Raw genomic sequence first — 24,906 nt, forward strand, 5'->3', positions numbered from 1 at the left:
ACGGTGGCATTGGGTGTGGTCTGCCCGTTCTCGTAATTGTTCAGGGTGCTGCGTTTTAGTCCCAGTACAAAAGCCACATCCTCCTGGGTCTTCTTCCTCCTTTTGCGGAGGTGCTTTATGTTTGATGAAAAGTTCATCCTGAATGTTTTTATGTTATCGCATACCTGACTGCCCGGGTATTGCATGTGCTCCTCTCCTGCCCCTGACTTTTCGCCTGGAATATTCTGATCCGGATTTTTCCCTTTTGTAAATAAAGTTACTATATTATAGTCGCTAACATGACTATTTAATAGTCAAATATAGTTTATTTTTATTAAAAATCAAATTCTTAACCCGTCAAAGCGATGATTGCAAAGTATCATCGTAAACCGGATCAGTAAGGATCATCGGGAATATTACGGATAGGCAAGATTTTAAAGTGGCCTGAGTATAGACTGGGTTGTCCTGAGTGGCAAAAGCTAAAGAAGTAAAAAATGGATATTACAAACCGCGACATAGTGCACATGGACCTCGACAGCTTCTTCGTGTCGGTCGAGCGGCTGCAGAACAGCAGTCTGCAAGGCAAACCGATACTCATAGGCGGGACATCCGACCGTGCCGTCGTGTCAAGCTGCAGCTATGAGGCCCGCAAATTCGGAGTGCATTCGGCAATGCCGATGAAGATGGCCAGGATGCTCTGCCCCGACGCGGTAGTAATAAGGGGCGACATGGAAAATTACAGCAGATACTCGAATACCGTTACTGATATCATTGCTGAAAGCGCTCCCGTGTACGAAAAGGCATCGATCGATGAGCACTATATAGATATAAGCGGGATGGACCGCTTCTTCGGGTGCTACAGGTGGACCCACGAGTTGCGGCAAAGGATCATAAAAGAGAGCGGGTTGCCGATATCGTTCGGACTGTCGGTTAACAAGACGGTAGCGAAGATAGCTACCGGCGAGGCCAAGCCTGCGGGCGGGCTGCATGTGCAGAAGCCGGGGGTACCGCTGTTCCTGGCACCCCTTTCGATCAAAAAGATCCCGATGGTAGGCGAAAAGACCTTCCGTATGCTGCGGGCAATGGGTGTTGATACCATATCAACACTGCGACAGATGCCGCCGGAGCTTATGGAAAGGGTAATGGGGAAGAACGGGACGGAAATATGGAGAAGGGCCAACGGCATTGATAACACCCCTGTGGAGCCTTACTGGGAGCAGAAATCGGTCAGCACCGAACGCACTTTTGAGCAGGATACCACCGACGTTAAGATGCTGAGGGCGCTGCTGGCGGGAATGGTCGAAAAACTGTGCTATGAGCTGCGGTCGCAGCATAAGCTCACCTCCTGTGTTACCGTAAAACTGCGATACGCCAATTTCGATACCCACACCTTGCAAAAGCGTATCCCCTACACCTCGTTTGATCATACGCTGATTGAAATCTCGCGGGGACTGTTTGACAGGTTATATAACAGGCGACTGCTGATACGGCTTATAGGGGTACGCTTCACCCACCTGGTACAGGGGACCCAGCAGCTCAACCTGTTTGAGGACACCCCCGAGATGGTGAACCTCTACATGACGGTTGACCGGCTGAAAAGGAGGTTTGGGAAGATGGCGGTGGTAAGAGCGGTTAATGCAGGGGTGGCGCCCGGCAAACTGCCAGCCTGACAAATAAAACCGCCGGCCGGACACCGGGCGGCATAAATGATCCGGTTTGAGGTGGTACTCCGGGAAGAAACCGCCGAATATTAATAATACGTAAAATGCTCTATACCGCACGTTCATATTACAGCCTGCGTTACGGCACCATGCCCGTCGAAAAGCTGGTGGAAGAAGCCGGGAAGAGAAATATCGGCGCCCTGGCGCTTACCGATATAAACAACAGCACCGCATGCTTCGACTTTACAGAGCTGTGCATCAAGAGCAACATACAGCCGGTATGCGGCATGGAGTTCAGGTCGGGCGGCCATTACCTCTACACCTGCATCGCGGCCGATGAACGCGGCATGGAGGAGATCAACCGGCATCTGACCAGACACAACCTTGACAACAACCCCCTCTCCTCATCTGCCCCGCCGTTCGACCACGTCTACGTTCTATATGCCCCGGGCAGCGTCCCCGTTTCCCGCCTCAGGGAGAACGAGTACATAGGCATCCGCCCCTGGGAGGCCGGTAAGCTGTGGCCCGCCGAATATCACAAATACAGCAGTAAATTACTGGCTCATTGCCCGGTTGCTTTCGCTTCCGCGGAAGATTACGAATTTCACAGGCACCTGAGGGCAATTGACCGGAACACGCTGCTGGACAAGCTTGAGTCCAGGCACACGGCTAACCGGATGGAGTACTTCCTTTCGCCCAAAGAGCTTAAAAAGATATATGCCAGCAACCCCTCCCTGCTGCTGAACGCTTCTGCCCTGCTTGCACAATGCAGCTTCTCTTTCAATAAATCAACGCCCAAAAACAAACGGACCTTTACGGGAAGCCGTTACGACGACAAGCTGCTGCTGGAGAAACTGGCTCTTGACGGACTAAAATACCGGTACGGAAACGATAAGAAGGCGCTTCAAAGGATACAGGGTGAGCTGGAGGTGATCGACAGGCTCGGCTTCTCGTCATATTTCCTTATCACATGGGATATAATCCGGTATGCCATGTACCGCGGCTTTTACCACGTAGGCAGGGGCAGCGGCGGAAACAGCATCGTGGCCTACTGCCTCAGGATAACCGATATCGACCCGGTGGAGCTGAACCTCTACTTTGAGCGGTTCATAAATCCGCAGAGAACGAGTCCCCCGGACTTCGACATAGATTTTTCGTGGAAAGAGCGTGACGAGGTGCTGGACTACATATTCAAGCGGTACGGCAGGGAGCACACCGCCCTGCTGGGCACGATCAACACCTTCCGCGACAGCTCCATAATACGTGAACTGGGGAAGGTTTACGGGATTCCGAAGAGCGATATTGACCAGCTTGTGGACAGGCCAGGGGATCCGCTGCTGCAGAATGACCTGACAAAGAAGATCTTTGACTACGGACGGCGGATCATCGATTTTCCCAATTACCGGAGCATCCATGCCGGCGGGGTTCTGATATCGGAGGAGCCGATCACCTGCTACACCGCCCTGGATATGCCGCCCAAGGGTTTTCCGACGACGCAATGGGACATGTACGTGGCCGAGGAGATCGGCTTTGAAAAGCTCGACATACTTAGTCAGAGAGGTATAGCGCATATCGGCGAGTGTGTCGATATCGTAAGGGAGAACCGCAACCAGAAGATCGACGTGCACAGGGTAAATGATTTCAAAAAAGATCCGGAAATAAACGAAAGGCTCTACAGGGGCGAAGCGATCGGGTGCTTTTATATCGAGTCGCCGGCCATGAGGGGGTTGCTCAAGAAGCTCAGGTGCAGGGATTATCTGAGACTGGTGGCGGCAAGTTCCATCATCAGGCCGGGGGTGGCAAAGAGCGGGATGATGAAGGAGTATATACACCGTTTTCATAACCCGGATTCGTTCAGCTACCTCCACCCGGTATTTGAGCAGCAGCTTGGCGAGACCTTCGGTATAATGGTGTACCAGGAGGATGTGATTAAGATAGCGCACCATTTCGCGGGACTCGACCTGGCCGATGCCGACATACTGCGCCGGGCCATGTCGGGCAAGTTCCGCTCGCGAAAGGAGTTTGAGCGGATAGAGAACAGCTTTTTCGACAACTGCCGTGAAAGAGGTTACCCCATAGAGCTGACAGCCGAGGTGTGGAGGCAGATAGCCTCCTTCTCCGGCTACGCCTTCTGCAAGGCGCATTCAGCCTCCTACGCGGTGGAGAGCTACCAGAGCCTTTACCTGAAGACCCACTTCCCTCACGAGTTCCATGTGGCGGTGATCAACAACTTCGGGGGGTTCTACCGGACATGGGTATACGTGAACGAGGCCCGGCGGTACGGGGCCACCATAGAACTGCCATGCGTGAACAGGGGGAGGTATATGACGAGCATTAAGGGTGATGTTATTTACCTGGGATTTGTGCACCTCAAAAGTTTGGAGGCACAGGTTGGCAGGCACGTTGAGGCCGAAAGGGAACGGTATGGAGAGTTTCGTGGACTGGCCGGTTTTATGGAGCGGGTGCCGGCAGGCATCGAGCAGGTGAAGATACTGATCCGCTGCGGGGCGTTCCGGTTTACAGGCAAAACCAAAAAGGAGCTGCTGTGGGAGGCTCACTTCCTGACCTCCAGGGAGAAAAAGGTTCAGTTTGGCAGGAAGCTTTTTGACGGGGCCGTAAAAACTTACAGCCTTCCTCCTATGGATGACACCTCTATTGAAGATGCATGGGATGAGACCGAGCTGCTGGGCTTCCCCGTCACCATGTCACGTTTTGATATGCTGCAGACATCCTACAGGGGCAATACCGTGGCGGCCGATCTTCACACCGGTAACGGCGGGGATGCACAAACGGCAGCCAGTAACGTGGCCGGTACCGGCAGGACTTCGCGAAGGGCAGCCAATGCCCCGGCGGGTAAAGGCAGAATAGTGCGAATAGTGGGTGACCTGGTGGCAACCAAGTATGTTCGCACAGTGAGGAAGGAGATCATGCAGTTCGGATGTTTCCTCGATGAGAAGGGCGAATTCTTTGATACTGTGAATTTCCCGCCGGTACTGAAAAAGTACCCCTTTACCGGGCCGGGTGTTTACCTTATCGAGGGACGGGTAACCGAAGAGTTTGACTTTCCCTCCGTCGAGGTAAGCAAGATGGCGCGCCTTCCCTCCCGCCCCGATCCGAGGGCAGGATAAAGATGCGGTTAATCAGCAATCGCCTGCACCCAAAACTCATATATCATTTCGTGGTTCATGCCTGCTCCGGTAGATGAAAGGATATCTGGTGTTTCAGGAAACCCGGCCGTTCCATTTCTTCCTCACTTTAGGCAGTTTCCACCATTGCACATAGGGAAACTCATGGTGTTCCAGATGGTATCCGAAATGGTAGCATGTTATAAAAGATAATAAAACCGGGTAATCATTACTTGTAGCGTTGTGGCGGTTGGTGTATCCCCCATTGGGTTCCCTGTGCGGAAGGTAGGTGCCGAAATAAAACAGCTGCAGGGTGCTGGCGAGGGCCGGAAAGGCCCAGAAAAGCATAAGGTTGGCCACAGGAATATTCAGTCCCAGGTGAAGGATATTGAAGATAATTGCCATGCCCAGGACCTGCCACCAGCTCAGGTAGGTTCTCATAAACTTAAGATACCAGCTGAAGAACCCGGGCTGTTTCCCGTCGTGATAATCCGGATCCTTCTCACTACCCGGATATTTATGATGGTCCCAGTGTTTTGTGTGAAGCTTTTTGTAGGGGAACAGCGCGTATAACAGTACGGCAACAGTGCCTGTTAATTTATTGATACTTAGATTTTGAGGAAAAACCAGGCCATGCATGGCATCGTGGGCAGTGATGAACAGTCCCACATAAAGAAACATCTGTACAACCATAGCTGGTATGATAATGTAGACGGGGACTACCGACAGGTCCATCTGCAGAAATATTACAAGTCCCGCCAGCCAGAGGCCCATAACAGCCAGTCCGGCAGCAAGCCCCATGTATCCATCCTTTTTTGTCGGGTTGTACATAATGAAAAATTATTGCCGGTGGTTTTGGGTAATAAACAACAGGAACTCCCTTAAGAACTGAGGAAGTTCCTGTAAAAACTAATGTCATGCAGAACCGGAACCGGTATATTCCGGCAGTAATTTTTTATCCGCCGCATGGATGGGTCCCGCCACCCTGGTGCACATGTCCGTGACTGACCTCTTCCTCGGTTGCATCCCTGATATTGCAGACCTCGCCTTCAAAATAGAGAGTGTCGCCTGCAAGAGGATGGTTGAAATCCATCTTTACCGTCTCGCCTCCAATTTCAAGCACTATTCCATTCAGCCTGTTTCCGCTGTTATCCTGCATCGGTATATTGTTTCCGACCTTAAGGAGATTATCGTCAATCTTACCATCCACTTCAAAAATGTTCTTGGGGAGGTCGACGATTGCCTCTTCTGAAACCTGTCCGTATGCCTTTTCAGGTTCAAGCATGAAGCTGAAAGGATCTCCCTTTTTCAAGCCGTCAATGTTGGCCTCAAAATCGGGCAACAGATTTCCGCGGCCAAAAAGAAATGTAAGAGGTGCGTTCTTTTCAACTTTTTCGACGATCTCACCCTTTTGATCATCAACCCTGAGTTCATAAGTAAGCGATACAACCTTGTTCTCTTTAATAGTCATTATAAATATATTTTAATTTAAATAAAGCGGGGCAATCCCGCTTCGGGCAACCTTGTGCCTTATAATTAAGGATTCCCCCTGATTTTAAATCTGGTTTCAGGATACAAAGGAAGTGATAATAAAGTGAATAACCAAATCAGTAACTGACAAACCGGGTACTCAAACATACCTCATCCGGATACATCTTACGAACATTTTAAGCCCATTGTTTGTTAAAAAGAGGTAGCAGATTAAAAAAAAAACGTGAGATTGGTTATGAATGCAACCTGCCGCTTTGACGATATAATCTGCTTTATACAGGGTCGTTCTAAAATATATAATTATGTTGATTTATTATAAAATAATTGATAAGCTAAAAAAAAAATCTGATATTTGTAAGGTTTTTCACTATTAACTATTTTTTAATTTAATTTTTTTATCATGAAAGGCAAAGTTAAATGGTTTGATTCAGCCAAAGGCTACGGGTTCATTCAAACCGAAGAAGGTAACGACGTATTTGTTCATTACACAGGTATTGAGCGTGAAGGCTTCAGGGTTCTGGAGGAAGGCCAGGAGGTTGAGTTCGAAATATCTGAAGGTAAAAGAGGCCCCCAGGCCACTAACGTTAAAACTGCTGAATAGAAAATTTCAACTATAATCCATATCAGCATTTACAGAGCCCCTTTGACAGGGGCTCTTTCATTATATATACATAAGCAGACACTGTATTTCCCTTCCATTTGTTTCAGAACATGAATCCAATTCTTACAGCCGGGTTTGCATATATTTTACGTTCATGGCCTGATAAGTCAATAATTATCATTATGTTCAAATTTCTACCGGTATCGCTAACGGAACGCAGTCCGGCACCTGCAATCCATGATGGTCTGAAAAAACGATTCTGCCCGGAGAAACGGTTTTCAGTATCAAAATAGCTGACCGGCAAGCTGAAAAGGTCTACTTCTCCGTGAATATACAACCCGGCTTCAAGGAATCTGAAAGGCAGCAGGTCATTGATATTGGAAACAGGTACAATATCGGTAAACAGAATTGGTCCGAAAATATGGGAACTGAATACACTGCCAACCTGTTTATTATGGTAATACTGGTACTTGGCTCCGGCCCCTGCATTCAGCCACGGTGTTATCCTGTAGCCTGCCAGGGGCGATATCTCATACTGATTGATAAGACCGAGATCAACACCTAAATATCCGCCATAATAAATCCGGTTGCCATAAGCTGAATAAGCCCTGACTTCCGACCCGCCAATCATTGCAAGTAATGCAATGATCAGTAAAGGTCTCTTAAATAAAGAGAAGAAATTTATGTTCATCATTATAAGAAATCATTATCAAAGCTGAATATACCACACCTGCCTGCATGTGTTAGTGCATTATTTTTCAGCTGTATACCTTTGGTTTGATTTTACCTGTCATAACCATGAGCGCATTCATAGCCAGAGCTTTCATCTCATCCTCACCAGGATAAATAATCACAGGTGCAATATAAGAAACCATATCCTTGATGTATGACACAAGGGTTGGGTTATGAGCCATACCACCGGTGAGGATGATTGCGTGCACCCTCCCCTTGAGTACGGCTGACATAGCTCCTATCTCCTTTCCTGTCTGGTAGGCCATTGCATTCTGAATCAGAACAGCTTTAGGATCTCCGTCCCCTGCCCTGATTTCAATTTCATAGGCGTCATTGGTATTGAAATAGGCCATCAATCCACCGTGGCCGGTAATCATCTTCTTTACGTCATCGTGGGTGTAGTTATCATCAAAGCAGGTCCTGGCAAGGCATCCGGCCGGCAACGTGCCTGTTCTTTCCGGCGAAAAAGGCCCCTCTCCGTCAAGGGCATTATTGACATCAATCACCCTTCCCTGCTTATGAGCGCCCACAGATATTCCGCCACCAAGGTGAGCGATTATGAGATTTAATTTATCGTATTCGCTGTCGATCGATTCGGCATGTATTCTCCCTATTGCCTTGTGGTTTAAGGCGTGAAAGATGGACCGGCGTTCAAACAGGGGGTGACCTGTTATCCTGGCAACATCCTGCATCTCATCGACCACGACCGGGTCGGCAATAAAGGAGCGGGCAGCCGGTATTGTCATGGCGATATCATTTGCTATCAATCCGCCCAGGTTACTTGCATGTTCTCCCTGAATCCCCTTTTTCAGGTCCCTGATCATCGCCTTGTTAACCTCATATACCCCCGATGGTATCGGCTTTATCAGTCCGCCACGGCCAATCACTGCATTCAGGCTTTCAATTTCAATCCCGGCATCATCTAATTCATCCAGTATATGTTTTTTCCTGAATTCAAACTGGCTGGCGATATTCCTGAAACTTCCAAGATCAGAAGCTGAATGCTTGATGTTTTTCAGGAACGCAGATTTAGTATTATTATAAACTGCTATCTTGGTTGATGTTGACCCCGGATTTATAGCCAGTATCCTGATGTTTTCCATTTAAGGTTAGTTTCCTGGTTAGCACACCTTAGAATCACTTTGCAAGAGTTGCAGCAAGGGCTATTGAATAAAGTTTTGTTTTTGTGCTGTCACCTCTTGAAGAGAGGACGGCAGGAACTCTTGCACCAACAAGCATGGCTGCCTGCCCGGCAGAACCGGCCAGGGCATTGAGCTTATAAAAAACATTACCCGATTCGATGTTGGGGAAAAGTATGCAATCCGCATCACCGGCAACTTCACTTTCTACGCCCTTTATCCTGGCTGCCTCACTGCTTATTGCCAGGTCCATGGAAAGCGGGCCGTCAACAACGGCACCTCTGATCTGTCCCCTCTCTGCCATTTTGCTTAATAATGCAGCATCTGTACATGCCTGCATTCCTGGCAATACCTGCTCTGTTGCCGCAAGAACTGCAAGTTTGGGATTATCTGTACCCAAAGCATGTGCTGTCCTGATAAGATAATTTGCAATTGCCACTTTCTGCTTCAGATCCGGTAAGGGTATAATGGCAACATCTCCAATTACAAGAAGCTTATGGTAATTTACCATTTTAAGAACGGTAACATGGCTGAGTACTGCACCGGGATTCATCAGCCCCTTTTCCTTGTTCAGTATGGCGCGCATATACTTGTCGGTGCTGAGGTTGCCTTTCATCAAAAAGCTGCCCTGCTGCCTGTTAATAAGATCAACAGCCTCATTCATGGAAGATGTTTCATCGGGATTGTCGATTATACTGAGATCATTTGCCTCTATGCCATTTTCATGGCAGACTTTCTCAATGGTCCTTTTATCACCGACAACAGTTGCGTCGACAACCCCCATGCTTAAAGCCTGGCTGATGGCTGACAAGGAATGCTCGTCTATTGCCCAGGCTGCAACAAGGTGCTGTCTTGAACCTGACCTGGCGAGATTCAGGATCTGTTCCGGACTTGCAATTGACATATTCTTAACTAATCTCGTTTATGATACGCTGCGTGTCTTCAGCGATGACAAGCTCTTCGTCGGTAGTTACAACTATAATCGTTCCTTTAGAATCCTTGGTACTGATAACTTTGGTTGTTTCACGCAAACCGGTATTGATTGCATCATCCAGTTCAAGTCCCAGAAACCCAAGATCCGATGCAACTCCCCTCCTTGTTGTGTCTGCATTTTCACCTATACCTCCTGTGAATATTAGTATGTCAACACCACCCAGCGCGGCTGCGTAGGCTCCAATATATTTTCTGACCCTGTAATCATACATCTGCAGTCCGAGAATGGCTCTTTTGTTTCCTTTATCAGCTTCAAGCTCGATTTCGCGCATATCTGATGATATCCCTGTTACACCAAGCATTCCGCTCTGCTTGTTGATTATCGTATTTATAGAACTAAGAGGTACCGCCTCCTTGTCGAGAATATATGTCAGAACACCAAGGTCAAGATCCCCGGTACGGGTTCCCATGATCAAACCTTCAACAGGCGTAAACCCCATTGAGGTATCAACTGACTTCCCTTTGTCGATAGCGGTTACAGATGCACCGTTTCCAAGATGGCAAGATATGATCTTCCTGGTCTTTATGTCAACTCCCAGGAAGTCACAGGCCTTCTTTGCAACGAACCGGTGACTTGTACCATGGTATCCATATCGCCTTATACCGTATTTCGTATAGAGTGAATAAGGTATCCCGTACATATAAGCATAATCGGGCATTGTTTGATGGAAGGACGTATCAAATACTGCAACCTGCCGTATGCCGGGAATAAGTGTTTTCATTGCAACAATACCCTTTATGTTCGCCGGATTGTGCAATGGTGCAAGGTCGCAGTATTTCTCTATTTCTCCGAAAACCATGTCGTCAATAAAAACGCTGTCAGTGAACTTCTCTCCGCCCTGTACAACCCTGTGCCCAACGGCTTCAATCTCATCAAGGTTTTTAAGGCACCCATGCTTTTTACTTGTAAGAACACCCAGTACATATTCAATACCGATCTGATGATCGAGGATTTCACCCTCGAATCTGCATTTTTCGCCGGACTGCTTCTCGAGTTTCATGAAAGACCCTTTGAGTCCTATCTTTTCAACAATCCCCTTTGCCAGAACGTCTTTGCTTTCCATATTGAAAAGCTGGTATTTGATCGATGAACTTCCGCAGTTCAGAACCATTATCTTCATTTGGTATATCGTTTAAATTTTTAAAATTTCATTAATTGAGAGGCAAAATGCAGAACCGGCCATTTAGTAGCCGCTAAAATAAAATCATGTTTTTATCCTGTTCCCGTTCTCATCATATCCATAAAATCCTCTACCTGTCTTTCTTCCAAGCTGGTTAGCCCTGACAAGCCTCTTTATGATCGGATTTGCCTTATACTTTATATCACCGAACTCACTGTATAAGTTGTCCATGTATCTCAGAACCCGGTCCAGGCCAATGCGGTCGGCCATCTCAAACGGGCCCTGTTTGGTGTCTAAGCTACTGCTAAGTGTCAGATCGATATCCTCTTTTGCAGCAACATTTTCTGAAAGTATCTGGCATGCCTCATTGATCAGAACAACCAGAAGCCGTACCGAAATAAGTCCGGGAGATTCCTCAACCGGAATTACAACTTTGCTGAGGAGTTTTCCAAAAGTCAGGACCTTTTCGTATGCTTCGTCTGAGGTATGGAGCCCCCTTGCAACTTCGAGTATTCCCGAGTCCGGCGAAGTGGTCGAAAAATGGAGGCTTACACAGCGTTCATTATGTTCAAGCTCGGCTGACAATTCAGTTATAACCAGGGTGGTTGAATTTGTTGCAATGATGGTTTCCGGACTTACATGCTTTTCTATCTTCCTGAAAACCTCTTTTCTCATTCCCACGCTGCTGTCCCTTGATTTAGATAATATTGCTTCTATTACCAGATCACAGTCCGATAACTCTCCATAATCCATTGTGCCTTTAATACGGGACATTATGCTGCGCTTTTCCCCTGGCGTCATTCCCCAGCGCTGGATCATCCTGTCCAGTTGGCAGCTGATGGAATCGATCGCCTGCCTGATGAGTTCTTCGGAAAGCTCAATAAAAACCACCTCAATACCCCGGCAGCTGATTATCCTTGCAATGGCCTGGCCAACGCTTCCACAGCCAACAATACCAACCTTCGAGAAAAGGGTTTTTGGTCTGTCTTTTTTACTTAGACCGTATTGTTCTATTGGTTCTATCTTAGTTTCAGCCATTTGTATAGTTTATTATTTTAGTTTGATTTGATTAATTTCCTGCTGCCTGGTTTGCGGTAATTGCAACCAGATTAACAATATCACTTACTGAACATCCCCTTGAGAGATCGTTTATGGGTGCTGCCATACCCTGGAGTACCGGACCAATTGCTTCAGCACCGGCGAGTCTCTGGACAAGCTTGTAGGCTATATTGCCGCACTCCAGATTTGGGAATATCAGCACATTGGCATTGCCGGCTATTTTGCTGCCCGGAGCCTTGCTCTTCCCGATCGCATCAACAATCGCGGCATCAGCCTGTAACTCGCCTTCAATCTGAAGATCCGGGGCCATTTCTGAGGCAATCCGGGTTGCATTCACTACTTTGTCAACCATCGGATGACTGGCGCTCCCCTTGGTACTAAAACTCAGCATTGCTATTCTGGGCTCAATTCCGACGATCGCCCTGGTAGTTCCGGCAGTGGCAACGGCTATCTCGGCAAGTTCTTTCTCAGTCGGATCGGGATGAACTGCACAGTCGGCAAATACCAGCAACCCTTCCTCACCATACTCCTTGTCTTTCAATATCATGATAAACGCTCCTGAAACCACGCTAATACCAGGACGGGTTTTTACAAACTGGAAAGCCGGCCTCAATACATCGCCGGTTGAGTTTGCAGCACCGGCCACCTCACCGTCTGCATCGCCAGCTTTTATCATCATGGTTGCCAAATAGAGGGGGTCTTCTATAAGCTTTCCGGCTTCAGCTTCTGTAAGACCCTTATTTTTCCTTAATTCAACCATCATTGCAATGTAACGGTCCTTGTCAGGATGGTTGAGAGGATCAATAATCGTTGATTTTTCAATATTATCTAGTCCCAGTTCACGTGCTTCAGCTTTTATTTTATCAGGGTTGCCCAGGATTGTTATCTGTGCTATCTGTTCGGACAGTAAAACGTCAGCCGCCTTGAGGGTTCTTTCATCAAAACCTTCCGGTAAAACTATTCGCTTGTTATGTTTTTTGGCTCCAAGCTTGATTCTTTCAAGTAAATTCATTGTAAAGCAGTATTTTAAATGATGTTATATTTTCCGTATAAAGATATGTAAATTTGACTTTTCCGGCTGAAAATTTTAATGATATTAATCACCATTTAATATGGTATTCGGACCTTGCTATACTTCAAAGCTCATATTATCATATGCCAGGAAGATATTTGGCGGCAATTCATGCTGAACCTCTTCGTGAAGGCCCATCTGGTGACTAATATGGGTTATAAATCCTCTGCGGGGACCAAATTCATTGATAAGCTTCACTGCTTCAGAAAGAGTAAAGTGAGAAATATGTTTCTGCTTTCTAAGCGCATTTAAAACAATATAGCTGCTACCGATAATTTTCTCCTTTTCCTCTTCAGGTATATAATTTGCATCTGTAATATACGTAAAATCACCAATTCTGAAACCCACTACAGGCAGCCTGTAATGAAATGCCCTAATAGGCATTATCATATGCCCGGCAGCCTCAAAACTATAATTGTCAATCGTGTGAAGATTAATCTGGGGAACTCCAGGGTATTTATTCTCTGCAAATATATACGAGAACTCCCTCTTTATTGCCGGAATGACCCTGTCTTCCAGGTACACATCAATCGCCCGTTGGTTAACGAAATTAAATGCCCTTACATCGTCAAGGCCTGCAATATGGTCTTTATGTTCATGAGTGTAAAGAATAGCATTGAGATCTTTAACCTTTGCAGTAAGCATCTGTTGCCTGAAATCAGGTCCGGTATCAATAACTATGGTTTTACCATCAGTCTCGATAAGGACCGAAGTTCTCAGCCTTTTGTCCCGTGGGTCATCAGACTGGCAAACCCGGCAGGGACAGGCAATTACCGGCACCCCCTGTGATGTTCCTGTTCCTAAGAATGTTATTCTCAATCTATTGAATTTATTGTAAATTTTAAAGTTAAATGAATTGCACAGAAAAGCAAAACACGGTGCTGTATGTTGTTATGCCAACAGAAACCAGATGCGCAAATTTGCACAATTTTGAATAAATCCCGCAGTTTGAGAAGAATTTAGTAATTGATTTGGGTACTTTTACAACAGGATTGAATTAATACAAACCTGGTTTTTATGTGTGCAAAAGTAATGAACAAAGAGACTAAGGCTGGCAGGCTTTATCTTATCCCGACACTTCTGGGCGATGTTGCTCCGGCCAGTGTGCTGCCGGCATCTGTATTCAATGTGGTTAACAGAGTGCGCCATTATATTGCTGAAGATTTACGCTCAGCAAGAAGATTTTTAAAAAAAGCCGGTATCCCCGTTCAGTTCGATAATGTAAAGTTCTATTTACTTAATAAGTATACAGATGATGAAGAGTTGCAGAATTTTCTGTCCGGTGCAGCCAGGGGTTATGATACAGGATTGCTTTCCGAAGCGGGAATGCCCTGCATTGCTGATCCCGGATCGCGTATTGTTGCGATGGCACATGATTCCGGGATCAGGGTTGTCCCGCTTACCGGTCCTTCATCAATAATGCTGGCACTTATGTCATCGGGCCTGACAGGCCAGTCCTTTGTATTTCACGGGTATCTTCCTGTAAAACCGGACGGAAGAAATCAGGCAATCAGGAAGCTGGAGGCAGATTCTATTGAGCACAGCCAGTCGCAAATCTTTATGGAGACCCCTTACAGGAACAAAAAAGTGCTTGAAAGCGTCATTTCCGTATGTAAACCTTCAACCCGCCTCTGCATCGCATGCGACATAACGCTGGCATCAGAGTATATTCTGACCCGCAGGGTATCGGACTGGCAGAAAGATATTCCTGATATTCATAAGAGGCCGGCGATATTTATAATACAAGGCGAAAGATAAATATCAGGGTGTCCTGATATCAAAAAGCTCAATATCGAAAACCAGAGGAGTGTAGCCCGGTATCTTTTCTCCTGATCCATGCTCTCCATATGCAAGCACGGAAGGAACAATGATCCTTGATCTGCCTCCCGGCTTCATGAGCATGACACCCTCTTCAAATCCCGGTATGGCTGCTTCCGCCCCTATGGGGAAACTGAATAAGGAGCCTCCGATATTTGTATCAAATACCCGGCCGTCAGTAAATGTACCAAGATAATAAACATCAACCCTGTCTTCCTCTTCAGGATGATTGTTGCCTGTTCCCTCAACTAACTCTATATAATACAGACCGCTTTCTCTTGCGGTAACTACCAGGTGGGTAGAATCGGTGTAGGATTCAAGGTATTTTTCAATCAGCTCTTCTTCATATGCGGCCGGATCATCAATAACCTTAACCAGTTCAAAATCATAAATGAGTGTGGTATACGGAGCAACGACACCTGTGCCCTTGCTGCCAAAACCAAGGTGGGAGGGTACTATTAGTGTTGCCGCACCCCCTTCCCGTGTCATTTTTAAACCCTCCTTTAGCCCTGAAACCATTATGGCATCAAGTTCCAGCCGCCTGTCGCCATAGATCTGGTTCGAAGAATGAATATTATTCCTTATCGCGACATCTTCGTCAGTAGTATCAAATACCTGGTTGAATAATGTCCTGGCTGTATAACTTATTATCAACCAGTCACCGGCTGAAGGTTTTGCACCCTGTCCTGCGTGTACGGGAATATAGTACAGTCCGCTTCTTTCCGGCTCAACATCAATATCATTTTCACTTATATACTGTCGGAGATACCGCATCTCCTTCTCTTTATGAAGATCAGAACTGTCGTCATTGCATGAAAGAAAAATGCCGGTGAATAAAAGCGGGAATATTATCCCGCAAATAATAAATCTTGTCATCTGAAATGATAGCTTTATTAACAGTGTGATTTAAGTATGTCCTGATAAAAAGGTCAACCGATTTCGATCAATTCCACGTCAAAGATCAATGTTGAATAGGGAGGAATTATCCCATCCAGTGAGCCACCGGCCCCATAGCCAATATTCCATGGTATTATGAACCTGGCTTTACCACCTTTTCTCATAAGACGTATGCCTTCAATAAAACCGGGTATTATGTCAGTTGCAGAAGTGTTTAAGACCACGGGATTCGCCGCGCTGCTCTTGTCGAAAAGCCTGCCGTCGAGCAGGTAGCCCTTGAAATTTATTGTAACACTTTTATTATCACCGGGAAGGTTCCCCTCTCCCGGCTCCTTCTCTATATAATAGAGGCCACTCTGGGTAGGAGATACGTCAATATCATTATCTTCGATGAATTGTTCAAGCAAATTCTTTTCGTGCTCAGCTGGATCAGCTATGACATCAAGAAGGTCTACGTCATAGATCAGTGTAGAATATGGAGGTATGATACCGAGGTCGGCTGAACCGAATGCAAGATTTGAGGGTATTATCAGCCGGGATGATCCCCCTTCTTTCATAAGCATGATACCCTCCCTTAGTCCTTGAATGCCAAGCTGCTCAAGATTGAACTTGGCCGGGCCATAAAGCTTGTCTGCCCGCAAGATGTTGTGTTGTGAGGCAACATCTTCATCGCTTGTTTCAAAAACGGTACCATCAACCAGTTTCGCCACAAATTCAATATTGACAAAGTCAGACCTTGATGGTATTTCACCTGTTCCGTCTTCAATGACAACATGGTATAAACCACTACTGGTTGGCTCAATGCCGGTATACCCCTGTTCCTGAAGGTATTGCTCGAGCTTAACCCTTTCTTCTTCAATTCTGCTGTCTTCCCTGCTGCAACTTATAGCAAGTAAGCCTGTAAAAAGAATAATAACAACACCGTAATTAAATAATGAATTTATTTGCATGGTATTATATGTTTTTAATTAAATATTCTGGTTTAATTAAGGGATTTGATTCCTCCGGTAAAAATAGTCTAAATAATTGTTTTTATAGGAATATGCTGTTCAACCATTGCCACAAACATTGTGCCTGTTTTTATTTTACTGATACAATCTCGACCTCATAGACCATAGGGGTATACGGGGGTACTAACCCTGTTGATGAACCATGTTGACCATATGCAAACAGCGAGGGTATAAGAACACGTGCTCGCTCTCCTTCACGCATCCGGCCAACAATGATTTCCAACCCTTTTATAAGCTGGTACTCATTCCCGAATACAAAACGGAATGTTTCATTCCTTTCATATGTAGAATCAAATATATCTCCGTCCAGGAACCTGCCTTCATAATTAAGTTCCACAATGTCTCCGGCCTTGACTGCTTTACCGGAACCCGGACTAAGCTGCAAAAAATAGATTCCGTTTTCATCAGGGGCCGCGCCATTCATCATTGAAGCAGCGAAATCATGCAGAGCTCTTTGTTCATTCAGAGGCATTACCTCATTCATTTCCGGATACCGGTAACCCGACCCGGAAAATTCATTCTCTCTCCTAATATCAAGCATTTTTACCGAGACTATGATATTATCACCTATTCTCAGGAATCCGGGCATGACCGTGTCAAGAGTTTTCATAAAAAAATTGGCGGCATCAATTATGAACTCAGCTTCGTCTCCCCTGGCAAGCATTGCAAAACACTCTTCAACTGAACCGTTATATGAAGGCGAATCCAGCCTGAACTCCCTGCGTGCATTGAAAAAAACAGAATCATCTGTAGTTCTGTAGGTAATGTCAGCTGTTATAATGTCACCTGGCACAGCCATTCTTTCTCCTTCACCAGTGACAATGAGCCGGTAATGGATTCCCGATACTGACCTGCTGAAACCAGGATACTCGCTGTCCATACCACAGCCGGCAACAATACTCAGTACTGTTAATAAAAGAACTGCGAAAAGCGGTTTTTGTTTCAGGTAATGTATAAGCGTTTTCATCATCGTATTTCACCTGGGGATTACTTCCAGTACTTCAACCTCATATATCAAAACAGCCCGGGGAGGTATCCTGTTCTGATCACCAATCAGTCCGTGAGCAAGAAATGGCGGCAATATGAACCTTGCTTTATCTCCAACCCTGAGCATTAAAACACCCTCCTCAAGGCCGGATTCCACTCCCCCCTGTCCGACACGGAATGATTTTGGTCCGTTTCCATCCGAACTGTAGCAGACCCTGCCATCAAGCAGGCTGGAAGTGTAATTTATAGTTATTTGATGCCCTCTTTCAACCCGTTGCCCCTCTCCAGCCTGGTAGATCTGGAAGCCCAGTCCCGTTCCGGTAAACTCTATATCCCAGTTTCTGCGGCTAATATAGGCGTTTATAAGTTCCATATCCTTTCCGGCGAGGAACTGGTTTACCCTTATCATTTCCTCCCTTGTTAGTTCGTGGCTGTAACCGGGTTCAGGTTCTTTTCCGGTGCAGCCACTCATCAAACTGAATATGCAAACCGACAGGCCTATTAAAAACATATTTCTGAGAGCACAGGCAATGTTCATCTATACCAGAAATTATTCCGTTTTTATATAAGAAGGTAACAGTGAAATAAATTTATTTATTGTGTCCTGCAAACCAAGCTCTGATTCTCCACCGGATGCATTCTTATGCCCCCCTCCGTTAAAATTTTCCAGGGCAAACTTGCTGGCATCAAAGTGGTCTTTTGAACGGAATGATATTTTTACATGACCATCATTCTCCATGAAAAAGGCTGCAAAACTTATTCCCTTAATGGAAAGCGGATAATTAACAAAACCCTCAGCGTCTCCTCTTACATATTTATACATTCGTTTTTCCGAAAGGCTTAAGCTCATATATGCTGCCCTGAATTTTGGAAGCACGACCATTTTTTTATCGAGACAAAATCCAAGAAGACGCATCCTGTTTTCAGAAAAATTATCGTAAACCCTTGAGAATATCTTATCCTTGTCGACACCCAGGCGGAGAAGTTCCGACAATACCCGGTAAGTTTCCGGCTCCGATGAATTATAGGAGAATGATCCGGTATCTGACATTATGCCGGCATAAATGCATGTAGCTACATTATTGTCAATGTATTTCAGTTTGCCTGTCATTTCAATTAGGCGGTAAACCAATTCCGCAGTTGAGCTTGATCTTGTATCTGAAATTGTGATATCTGCAAAATGTCCGGGGTCAGGATGATGATCAATCAGAACCTTGCAAGCTTTTGATGCATTAATATGCGTTTGCGCTTCTCCGGCACGATCGGGTGAATTAAAATCCAGCATGAATAACATATCAGCTTCTTCTATAGCCATTATTGCCTTCTTGCTTTCCTTGCTCATTATAGATATATGGCCGGTGCCGGGCAGCCATTTCAGGAAATCAGGATACTCATTCGGCATAACAACTGATGTGTTGATCTTTCCGGTATTTATAAGAACCTGGCAAAGAGCCAGTGAAGATCCTACAGCATCACCATCGGGATTGACATGACTCAGGATAACTATATTTTTGGAGGATTTTAATATGCTTTCCACTTTATCTGCAAGATCAGTCATGCTTCTATTTTAATTTTTATTATTTTTATCAGAACCATTATCCTGTATATGACAATGCGAAAATACGCTTTTTAGGTGAAATGCGCACAGAAACATAAATCATACCCTTATGGCTGGAAAACAGACACTGTTACTGATAAAACCACATGCAGTAAGAGATAACAAGGCAGGTGAGATATTATCGATGCTGTGTAATGCAGGCTTCAGGATAATCGCACTTAAAATGACCCGGTTGAATGGTCGCGAGAGTGAAGAGTTTTACAATGAGCACACAGGCAAGTACTTTTTTGAGCCTCTTGTTGAAATGATGTCGGGCGGTCCAATAATTGCTGCAATCCTTTTCAGGAATGATGCAGTAGCCGAACTCAGGAGTGTAGTCGGCAAAACAAATCCTGAAGAGGCAGCTCCAGGGACAGTCAGAAAAATATTTGGCATTTCAATGCGCGAAAACGCCGTGCACGCATCAGATTGTGATGCCAATGCACAAAGAGAATGTTCATTCTTTTTCTCTGACGATGATATATACCATCATATATAGCCGGCAGTATCCCGCTGGCAGTCTAATCCGGTCCTGTGGTGAAATTTTCAGGATATTTTGGAGAAAACTTCCGGTAATACTCCTTTACTCTTTTCAGATCAGAATCAGGATCATCTGAAAGAGTTATAAAGTCTCCGACTCCTATAATTTTTCTTCTGTAATCCAGAAAACCCCGAAGCACAGGTACGCCTGCCCCTGAAGCTATCCTGTGGAACCCCGTCTTCCATTCTGATACTCTCTTTCGCGTTCCTTCCGGGGCAATTGTAAGTACAAAATTGTCCTGCTCATGAAAATGCTTTATCATATCGTCCACGATATCGGTTTTCCTGTGCCTGTCCACCGGAATTCCACCTAGAGCCCTGAGCAGATTGCCCAGTGGAAACCAGAAAAGCTCTTTCTTGACAAGAATTGACGGCCTGACACCTGACGCAAAACAATATAACTGGCCGACCACATAATCCCAATTGCTTGTGTGTGGTGCTACAATAAGAACATACTTTTTCTCAGAGGGCAGCACACCTGACCTTTCCCATCCCATAAGCCTTAATATACATCTGCTTATTGCCCCCTTCATTAAACGGCATCAAATAATTAGCAAAATCAAAGGCCGCCATGAGGCCTGTAGTATTTCATTGCCTCAGGAAGGAAATTCTTCATGTCCCTTATCCTGGAAGCCGAACTGGGATGGGTGCTCAGAAACTCGGGAGGCGCACCGCCACCCGAAAGGTTTTCCATTCTTTCCCAGAAGGTGACGGCCTCTTCCGGATTATATCCGGCCATAGCCATAAATATCAGTCCCAGCCTGTCGGCCTCTCTTTCATGAGCCCTGGAGTAAGGAAGAATGACACCGATGGCAGATCCCGCACCGTATGCTGCCAGAAACATGTTTTTTGTTTCCTCCGGCCTTTCCCTCAAAGCAACTGCCAGCGCGAGGCCTCCGGTCTGCACAATCAGTTGCTGGCTCATTCTTTCATTACCATGTTGTGCGACCACGTGTGCTATTTCGTGTCCCATGACAACAGCAGCTCCTGCTTCTGTCCTGGTGACAGGTAAAATGCCAGTATAAAACACAATTTTGCCTCCCGGCATAGCCCAGGCATTGACAGCATCATCCTGGACAAGATTAAACTCCCACTGAAAATTCTGAATGCGTGATTCAAGGTTCTGATCCCTGAGATAATCTTCAACTGCGCCGGAAATCCTGGTACCCACATTTTTGATCATCTGGGTTTGTACAGGGTCTGCTGATAAATTATGATTTGCCAGGAAATCATTGTAGCTTGTCAGGCTCATATTGACAAGCATTGATTCAGGCAGCAGGGCTACCTGCCTCCTTCCGCTTACCGGCACAGTCCGACAGGAATAGACGGCAAGCTGCATCAGGATAACAACTGTCAGCAGCAGTAAAGATCCATGTTTTTTCATATTAAGGCGGGATTAAATAATATAATATATGCCACAAATATACATGACAATTTTTAAATCATATTCTGCAAATCATAAATCTAAATTGGAAAAATGTAAATTCAATTACGGAAAATTACCTAATTATTAAAACGTAATTAACCTGTCTGATATCTATAAAACACTATTGACCAATTTAACGGCACTTCTATTATGGGCATGCTTCAATCAAAGTCCGGGTTTAAGGCTGGTTCCTCATATCTTAACAATTTCTTAACATAAGCGCTGTTTTTCTTAATATGAATGTAATAACCCGCAAAAAGAAACCCGGTAATTTTGCAATTCGTCAACCTGGCAACTGCAATGGAAAACATATACCTGGTTTTTGTAATCATTCTTTTTATTCTGGCGATTTCCGACCTGGTCGTTGGGGTTGGAAATGATGCTGTAAATTTTCTCAATTCAGCCATAGGTGCAAAAGTTGCTCCATTTCGTGTTATTCTGGGAATCGCCGGACTGGGTGTGCTTGTGGGAGCTACCTTTTCGGGCGGTATGATGGAGATAGCCCGAAGCGGCGTTTTCCATCCGGATCAGTTTTATTTTAATGAGATAATGGTCATATTCCTGGCCGTTATGATTACAGATATAATTCTCCTTGACACATTCAACACCTTTGGCCTGCCCACGTCAACTACCGTATCGATTATTTTTGAGTTGCTCGGAGCCGCTGTTGCGGTATCTCTTTTCAAGATGTACTCGTCACCCGACAGCGTGCAGTATCTGAGTAATTATATTAATTCCGGAAAGGCCCTTGCCATCATATCGGGTATACTGCTTTCAGTTGTTATAGCCTTCACCGTTGGTACTGTAGTACAGTTCATATCAAGACTCGCGTTCACATTCAACTATGAACGTAACCTTCGTTGGTTCGGTGCCTTATGGGGAGGCATGGCCGTTACTTCAATTGTCTATTTCATTTTGGTCAAGGGTGCAAGCGGCGCCTCTTTCATGACCGGCAACATGGTTGCCTGGATAAATGAAAACACGATCATGTTGTTACTGTACTGTTTTGCAGGTTTCACGGTTCTCGGTCAGATACTTATCTCTTTTTTCAGGGTAAATATATTCAGGTTCATTGTCCTTATAGGCACTTTTTCACTTGCGATGGCTTTCGCCGGAAATGACCTTGTAAACTTTATCGGTGTGCCTCTGGCGGGCTATGATTCCTACAGATTGTTTATTGCAGATCCAACTATTGATCCGTCAACAATGACCATGGGTTCATTGCTGGAACCGGTCCGCACCCCGACCGGGTTTCTCCTGGCTGCAGGAATTATAATGGTACTGGCTCTTTTCTTTTCTAAAAAAGCCAGGTCGGTTACCAAGACCGAGGTGGATCTGGCCAGGCAGTCCGAAGGCGCTGAACGTTTCCCTTCATCACTTTTTGCGCGTACGCTTGTTAGAAAAGCTATCGATACAGGGAAATTTTTCCGAAGGATAATGCCCGGTAAACTACTGCGTGTTATGGACAGCCGGTTTGATATGTCCCTCTACAAAAGAAGAAAGAGAATAAAAAAAGACACTGCATCATTTGATCAGCTGAGGGCCTCGGTCAACCTGTTTGTTGCAAGTATACTAATTGCGCTTGCCACTTCCCTCAAGCTGCCTTTATCAACAACCTATGTTACATTCATGGTAGCCATGGGAACATCTTTTTCTGACGGGGCATGGGGACGCGAAAGTGCCGTTTACCGCATTACCGGGGTCATTACCGTTATAGGAGGATGGTTTTTCACTGCATTTACGGCTTTTACCGTAGCATTCCTTTTTGCACTTTTCATAAGCTGGGGCGGATTGCCGGCTACAATAGCAGCAATGATCATGGCTGTAATATTTGTTATAAGGACTTACTACATTCACAGCAAGAGGAGCTTAAAAGAGAAATCAGCTGAGGAGAAGGAGGAAGCAGTAAAGAACGGACAGGATGTTTTTAAAGAATGCAGTGAAAATATTCAAGGTACGGTCCAGTCTGTATCAAAGCTTTATTACGCGGTAAACCAGTGTCTGATTGACGAGGACAGGAAGAAGCTGAAGAAGGTGATGAAAAGGATTGTGGAGCTGAATGACCAGACCAAAAAGCTAAAAAATGAACTCTATCGAACTCTCCGCAGGCTGGAAGAGGACGACATTGATACCGGGCATTATTACGTGCAGACTCTTGATTATTTAAGGGAGCTATCGCACTGCCTTTCTTTTATTGCCAGTCCGGTTTATGATCATCTTGACAACAACCATCCGCCGCTTATCCCTTCACAGGCAAAAGAGATCAAACTACTTAACGGAGAAATTGCTGCGTTATACACTGATATTAATAAAATACTTAAAAGCAACCGCTTCGAAGAACTGGATCCGGTTATTAAAATGCAGGCAGGCATCCTGGCAAAGCTTGAAATTATTAAGAAAAGGCAGATTAAGCTGATAAAGTCCGAGGAGATAGGCACCAAAAACAGCATGCTGGTACTCGGACTGCTTGCAGAAACCAAAAACCTGCTGCTCTATACGGTCAATATGGTAAAGGCACACAGGGATTTTGCAAAAACCAACAATATTCACAACACAGCCGGAAGCACTCCTTCTTCAGAATTATAACACAAGGGTAGTTTTCCGATTGCACATGGTCGTATCTGGGGAGCTTTTAATAAAGGATTCTCTATATTTAGATTATTCCCCGGGACAGGGCTCCGGGGAATTCTTTTGATTGACATTTTTTTAAAGGCCGGGATAACCGTTGAGTGCAGGGGAGAATTATATCACAGGTATCAGATTGATTAATCTGCTGATTTTTCGTTGTATTTATAGCCGACACCCTTAGTGGTTACTATTCTGTCTTCGCCTATCTTTTCGCGCAACTTTCGTATATGCACGTCAATTGTCCTGTCACCCACGATCACATTATCGCCCCACACCCTCAGAAATATCTCCTCCCGGGTGAATACTTTCCCCGGTCTGGATATCAGCAGTTTCAGAAGCTCAAACTCCTTTTTGGGAAGGACGATCTCATTACCCTGACTGGTAACGAGGTATCGTTCCTGGTCAATGACCAGGTCATCAACCTCAAACACTGTCAGATCTTCCCGGCTTTCTGCTTCAGTGCGTTTCCCGGCTCTTTTCAGGAGGGCGGTTATCCTGCTTGTCAGGACCTTGGGTTTTATGGGCTTGGTAAGGTAATCGTCTGCCCCGGCATCGAATCCTGCAATCTGGGAATAGTCCTCTCCCCTTGCGGTAAGAAAAACAATCAGTGTTTCATCCAGATCCTTGTTCTTCCTGATCTCTTCACAGGTTTCAATACCATCCATCCCGGGCATCATCACATCCAGCAATATAAGGTGCGGAATGATTTTCCCCGCCGTATCAATGGCTTCCATCCCATTCAGGCATTTGTAAATTGAGTAGCCCTCCTTCTCAAGGTTATACCCCAGAAATTCCAGGATATCTTTCTCGTCATCAACCAGCAGTATCCTGAATGGCTTATTTGTCATCTTCTTTTTTATTTGCCGGGATTAAGATTACAAAGCTATAAAAAACTGACACTGCATATGTTAAATAATTATTAATTATCCGACATACTGATGACCTTGCAATGATCCTTTACTCTCACCCTCATAACTCAATAATTACCATTCGACCGAGGCCGGGAGCTGCAACAATGGATATTTAAGCA

The 24,906-nt window shown here is 45.4% G+C and carries 24 protein-coding genes; 6 read left to right on the forward strand and 18 right to left on the reverse strand.

Going from position 1 to position 24,906, the window contains the following annotated elements; translation table 11 throughout:
• Window positions 1-137, reverse strand: a 137-nt coding sequence (locus EA408_07265; GenBank protein TVR72198.1) for an XRE family transcriptional regulator, incomplete at its 3' end; no start/stop codon positions are given.
• 336 nt (window positions 138-473) lie between these two features.
• On the opposite strand from EA408_07265, the gene EA408_07270 reads away from it, so the two are divergent.
• Window positions 474-1,649 (forward strand): DNA polymerase IV, encoded by a 1,176-nt coding sequence (locus EA408_07270; protein TVR72112.1) that lies wholly within the window; start codon window positions 474-476, stop codon window positions 1,647-1,649.
• 95 nt (window positions 1,650-1,744) lie between these two features.
• Entirely contained in the window at window positions 1,745-4,768 is a 3,024-nt protein-coding gene (locus tag EA408_07275; protein TVR72113.1) for a DNA polymerase III subunit alpha, read from the forward strand.
• A 93-nt stretch (window positions 4,769-4,861) separates the two neighbouring features.
• Here the strand turns inward: EA408_07275 and EA408_07280 are convergent, their stop codons facing one another.
• Both EA408_07280 and EA408_07285 read right to left on the reverse strand, forming a co-directional pair.
• Complete coding sequence (locus EA408_07280; GenBank protein TVR72114.1) at window positions 4,862-5,596, reverse strand: beta-carotene ketolase; 735 nt, start codon at window positions 5,594-5,596, stop codon at window positions 4,862-4,864.
• 124 nt (window positions 5,597-5,720) lie between these two features.
• The gene (locus EA408_07285; GenBank protein TVR72115.1) at window positions 5,721-6,236 is read right to left on the reverse strand and encodes a peptidylprolyl isomerase; all 516 of its coding nucleotides are present in this window, start codon (window positions 6,234-6,236) and stop codon (window positions 5,721-5,723) included.
• 420 nt (window positions 6,237-6,656) lie between these two features.
• Here EA408_07285 and EA408_07290 point away from each other — a divergent pair, with 420 nt between their 5' ends.
• Window positions 6,657-6,857, forward strand: coding sequence for a cold-shock protein (locus tag EA408_07290; protein ID TVR72116.1), 201 nt, complete (start codon window positions 6,657-6,659; stop codon window positions 6,855-6,857).
• Between the two features lie 103 nt (window positions 6,858-6,960).
• Here the strand turns inward: EA408_07290 and EA408_07295 are convergent, their stop codons facing one another.
• The 7 genes from EA408_07295 to EA408_07325 form a co-directional block, all read right to left on the reverse strand.
• Entirely contained in the window at window positions 6,961-7,551 is a 591-nt protein-coding gene (locus EA408_07295) for a hypothetical protein (GenBank protein ID TVR72117.1), read from the reverse strand.
• Between the two features lie 64 nt (window positions 7,552-7,615).
• The gene (gene buk, locus EA408_07300) at window positions 7,616-8,692 is read right to left on the reverse strand and encodes a butyrate kinase (GenBank protein ID TVR72118.1); all 1,077 of its coding nucleotides are present in this window, start codon (window positions 8,690-8,692) and stop codon (window positions 7,616-7,618) included.
• A 34-nt stretch (window positions 8,693-8,726) separates the two neighbouring features.
• Window positions 8,727-9,632, reverse strand: coding sequence for a phosphate butyryltransferase (locus tag EA408_07305; GenBank protein ID TVR72119.1), 906 nt, complete (start codon window positions 9,630-9,632; stop codon window positions 8,727-8,729).
• Window positions 9,633-9,636: 4 nt separating this feature from the next.
• Window positions 9,637-10,842, reverse strand: a complete 1,206-nt coding sequence (locus tag EA408_07310) for an acetate kinase (GenBank protein ID TVR72120.1) — start codon at window positions 10,840-10,842, stop codon at window positions 9,637-9,639.
• 84 nt (window positions 10,843-10,926) lie between these two features.
• Window positions 10,927-11,880, reverse strand: coding sequence for a 3-hydroxyacyl-CoA dehydrogenase family protein (locus EA408_07315; protein TVR72121.1), 954 nt, complete (start codon window positions 11,878-11,880; stop codon window positions 10,927-10,929).
• 31 nt (window positions 11,881-11,911) lie between these two features.
• Window positions 11,912-12,913: a phosphate acetyltransferase gene (locus tag EA408_07320; GenBank protein TVR72122.1), complete on the reverse strand. Its 1,002-nt coding sequence runs from the start codon at window positions 12,911-12,913 to the stop codon at window positions 11,912-11,914.
• Between the two features lie 117 nt (window positions 12,914-13,030).
• Window positions 13,031-13,792 carry an MBL fold metallo-hydrolase gene (locus EA408_07325; GenBank protein TVR72123.1) on the reverse strand — a complete coding sequence of 254 codons (762 nt, stop codon included), beginning with the start codon at window positions 13,790-13,792 and terminating at the stop codon, window positions 13,031-13,033.
• Between the two features lie 213 nt (window positions 13,793-14,005).
• Between EA408_07325 and EA408_07330 the strand changes: the two genes are divergently transcribed.
• Window positions 14,006-14,731 (forward strand): SAM-dependent methyltransferase, encoded by a 726-nt coding sequence (locus tag EA408_07330; protein ID TVR72124.1) that lies wholly within the window; start codon window positions 14,006-14,008, stop codon window positions 14,729-14,731.
• 3 nt (window positions 14,732-14,734) lie between these two features.
• On the opposite strand, the gene EA408_07335 is transcribed toward EA408_07330, so the two are convergent.
• The 5 genes from EA408_07335 to EA408_07355 all read right to left on the reverse strand — a co-directional run bounded on the left by EA408_07335 (window position 14,735) and on the right by EA408_07355 (window position 19,243).
• On the reverse strand, window positions 14,735-15,667 hold the full coding sequence (locus tag EA408_07335) for a hypothetical protein (protein ID TVR72125.1): 933 nt from the start codon (window positions 15,665-15,667) through the stop codon (window positions 14,735-14,737).
• A gap of 53 nt (window positions 15,668-15,720) precedes the next feature.
• Window positions 15,721-16,638 (reverse strand): hypothetical protein, encoded by a 918-nt coding sequence (locus EA408_07340; protein TVR72126.1) that lies wholly within the window; start codon window positions 16,636-16,638, stop codon window positions 15,721-15,723.
• 130 nt (window positions 16,639-16,768) lie between these two features.
• Window positions 16,769-17,668 (reverse strand): hypothetical protein, encoded by a 900-nt coding sequence (locus EA408_07345; GenBank protein ID TVR72127.1) that lies wholly within the window; start codon window positions 17,666-17,668, stop codon window positions 16,769-16,771.
• Between the two features lie 6 nt (window positions 17,669-17,674).
• On the reverse strand, window positions 17,675-18,223 hold the full coding sequence (locus EA408_07350) for a peptidylprolyl isomerase (protein TVR72128.1): 549 nt from the start codon (window positions 18,221-18,223) through the stop codon (window positions 17,675-17,677).
• A gap of 12 nt (window positions 18,224-18,235) precedes the next feature.
• Window positions 18,236-19,243: a bifunctional oligoribonuclease/PAP phosphatase NrnA gene (locus EA408_07355; GenBank protein TVR72129.1), complete on the reverse strand. Its 1,008-nt coding sequence runs from the start codon at window positions 19,241-19,243 to the stop codon at window positions 18,236-18,238.
• 109 nt (window positions 19,244-19,352) lie between these two features.
• Here EA408_07355 and EA408_07360 point away from each other — a divergent pair, with 109 nt between their 5' ends.
• Complete coding sequence (locus EA408_07360; GenBank protein ID TVR72130.1) at window positions 19,353-19,781, forward strand: nucleoside-diphosphate kinase; 429 nt, start codon at window positions 19,353-19,355, stop codon at window positions 19,779-19,781.
• A 22-nt stretch (window positions 19,782-19,803) separates the two neighbouring features.
• On the opposite strand, the gene EA408_07365 is transcribed toward EA408_07360, so the two are convergent.
• Together EA408_07365 and EA408_07370 are read right to left on the reverse strand one after the other, a co-directional pair.
• Window positions 19,804-20,355, reverse strand: a complete 552-nt coding sequence (locus EA408_07365) for an acyltransferase (protein ID TVR72131.1) — start codon at window positions 20,353-20,355, stop codon at window positions 19,804-19,806.
• A 26-nt stretch (window positions 20,356-20,381) separates the two neighbouring features.
• The gene (locus EA408_07370) at window positions 20,382-21,206 is read right to left on the reverse strand and encodes a M48 family peptidase (protein ID TVR72132.1); all 825 of its coding nucleotides are present in this window, start codon (window positions 21,204-21,206) and stop codon (window positions 20,382-20,384) included.
• 342 nt (window positions 21,207-21,548) lie between these two features.
• Here EA408_07370 and EA408_07375 point away from each other — a divergent pair, with 342 nt between their 5' ends.
• Window positions 21,549-23,834, forward strand: a complete 2,286-nt coding sequence (locus EA408_07375) for a phosphate permease (protein TVR72133.1) — start codon at window positions 21,549-21,551, stop codon at window positions 23,832-23,834.
• A gap of 179 nt (window positions 23,835-24,013) precedes the next feature.
• Here EA408_07375 and EA408_07380 read toward each other — a convergent pair whose 3' ends face one another.
• Entirely contained in the window at window positions 24,014-24,724 is a 711-nt protein-coding gene (locus tag EA408_07380; GenBank protein TVR72134.1) for a DNA-binding response regulator, read from the reverse strand.
• Window positions 24,725-24,906 lie beyond the last annotated feature (182 nt).

This window comes from Marinilabiliales bacterium, from assembly GCA_007695015.1.
Taxonomy (GTDB): domain Bacteria; phylum Bacteroidota; class Bacteroidia; order Bacteroidales; family PUMT01; genus PXAP01.

Bases quoted from the DNA above. Each gene is read 5' to 3' on its own strand.
- EA408_07270 (TVR72112.1), top strand. From the start codon at position 474: ATGGATATTACAAACCGCGACATAGTGCACATGGACCTCGACAGCTTC.
- EA408_07275 (TVR72113.1), top strand. From the start codon at position 1,745: ATGCTCTATACCGCACGTTCATATTACAGCCTGCGTTACGGCACCATG.
- EA408_07280 (TVR72114.1), bottom strand. From the start codon at position 5,596: ATGTACAACCCGACAAAAAAGGATGGATACATGGGGCTTGCTGCCGGA.
- EA408_07285 (TVR72115.1), bottom strand. From the start codon at position 6,236: ATGACTATTAAAGAGAACAAGGTTGTATCGCTTACTTATGAACTCAGG.
- EA408_07290 (TVR72116.1), top strand. From the start codon at position 6,657: ATGAAAGGCAAAGTTAAATGGTTTGATTCAGCCAAAGGCTACGGGTTC.
- EA408_07295 (TVR72117.1), bottom strand. From the start codon at position 7,551: ATGATGAACATAAATTTCTTCTCTTTATTTAAGAGACCTTTACTGATC.
- buk (TVR72118.1), bottom strand. From the start codon at position 8,692: ATGGAAAACATCAGGATACTGGCTATAAATCCGGGGTCAACATCAACC.
- EA408_07305 (TVR72119.1), bottom strand. From the start codon at position 9,632: ATGTCAATTGCAAGTCCGGAACAGATCCTGAATCTCGCCAGGTCAGGT.
- EA408_07310 (TVR72120.1), bottom strand. From the start codon at position 10,842: ATGAAGATAATGGTTCTGAACTGCGGAAGTTCATCGATCAAATACCAG.
- EA408_07315 (TVR72121.1), bottom strand. From the start codon at position 11,880: ATGGCTGAAACTAAGATAGAACCAATAGAACAATACGGTCTAAGTAAA.
- EA408_07320 (TVR72122.1), bottom strand. From the start codon at position 12,913: ATGAATTTACTTGAAAGAATCAAGCTTGGAGCCAAAAAACATAACAAG.
- EA408_07330 (TVR72124.1), top strand. From the start codon at position 14,006: ATGAACAAAGAGACTAAGGCTGGCAGGCTTTATCTTATCCCGACACTT.
- EA408_07335 (TVR72125.1), bottom strand. From the start codon at position 15,667: ATGACAAGATTTATTATTTGCGGGATAATATTCCCGCTTTTATTCACC.
- EA408_07340 (TVR72126.1), bottom strand. From the start codon at position 16,638: ATGCAAATAAATTCATTATTTAATTACGGTGTTGTTATTATTCTTTTT.
- EA408_07345 (TVR72127.1), bottom strand. From the start codon at position 17,668: ATGATGAAAACGCTTATACATTACCTGAAACAAAAACCGCTTTTCGCA.
- EA408_07350 (TVR72128.1), bottom strand. From the start codon at position 18,223: ATGAACATTGCCTGTGCTCTCAGAAATATGTTTTTAATAGGCCTGTCG.
- EA408_07355 (TVR72129.1), bottom strand. From the start codon at position 19,243: ATGACTGATCTTGCAGATAAAGTGGAAAGCATATTAAAATCCTCCAAA.
- EA408_07360 (TVR72130.1), top strand. From the start codon at position 19,353: ATGGCTGGAAAACAGACACTGTTACTGATAAAACCACATGCAGTAAGA.
- EA408_07365 (TVR72131.1), bottom strand. From the start codon at position 20,355: ATGAAGGGGGCAATAAGCAGATGTATATTAAGGCTTATGGGATGGGAA.
- EA408_07370 (TVR72132.1), bottom strand. From the start codon at position 21,206: ATGAAAAAACATGGATCTTTACTGCTGCTGACAGTTGTTATCCTGATG.
- EA408_07375 (TVR72133.1), top strand. From the start codon at position 21,549: ATGGAAAACATATACCTGGTTTTTGTAATCATTCTTTTTATTCTGGCG.
- EA408_07380 (TVR72134.1), bottom strand. From the start codon at position 24,724: ATGACAAATAAGCCATTCAGGATACTGCTGGTTGATGACGAGAAAGAT.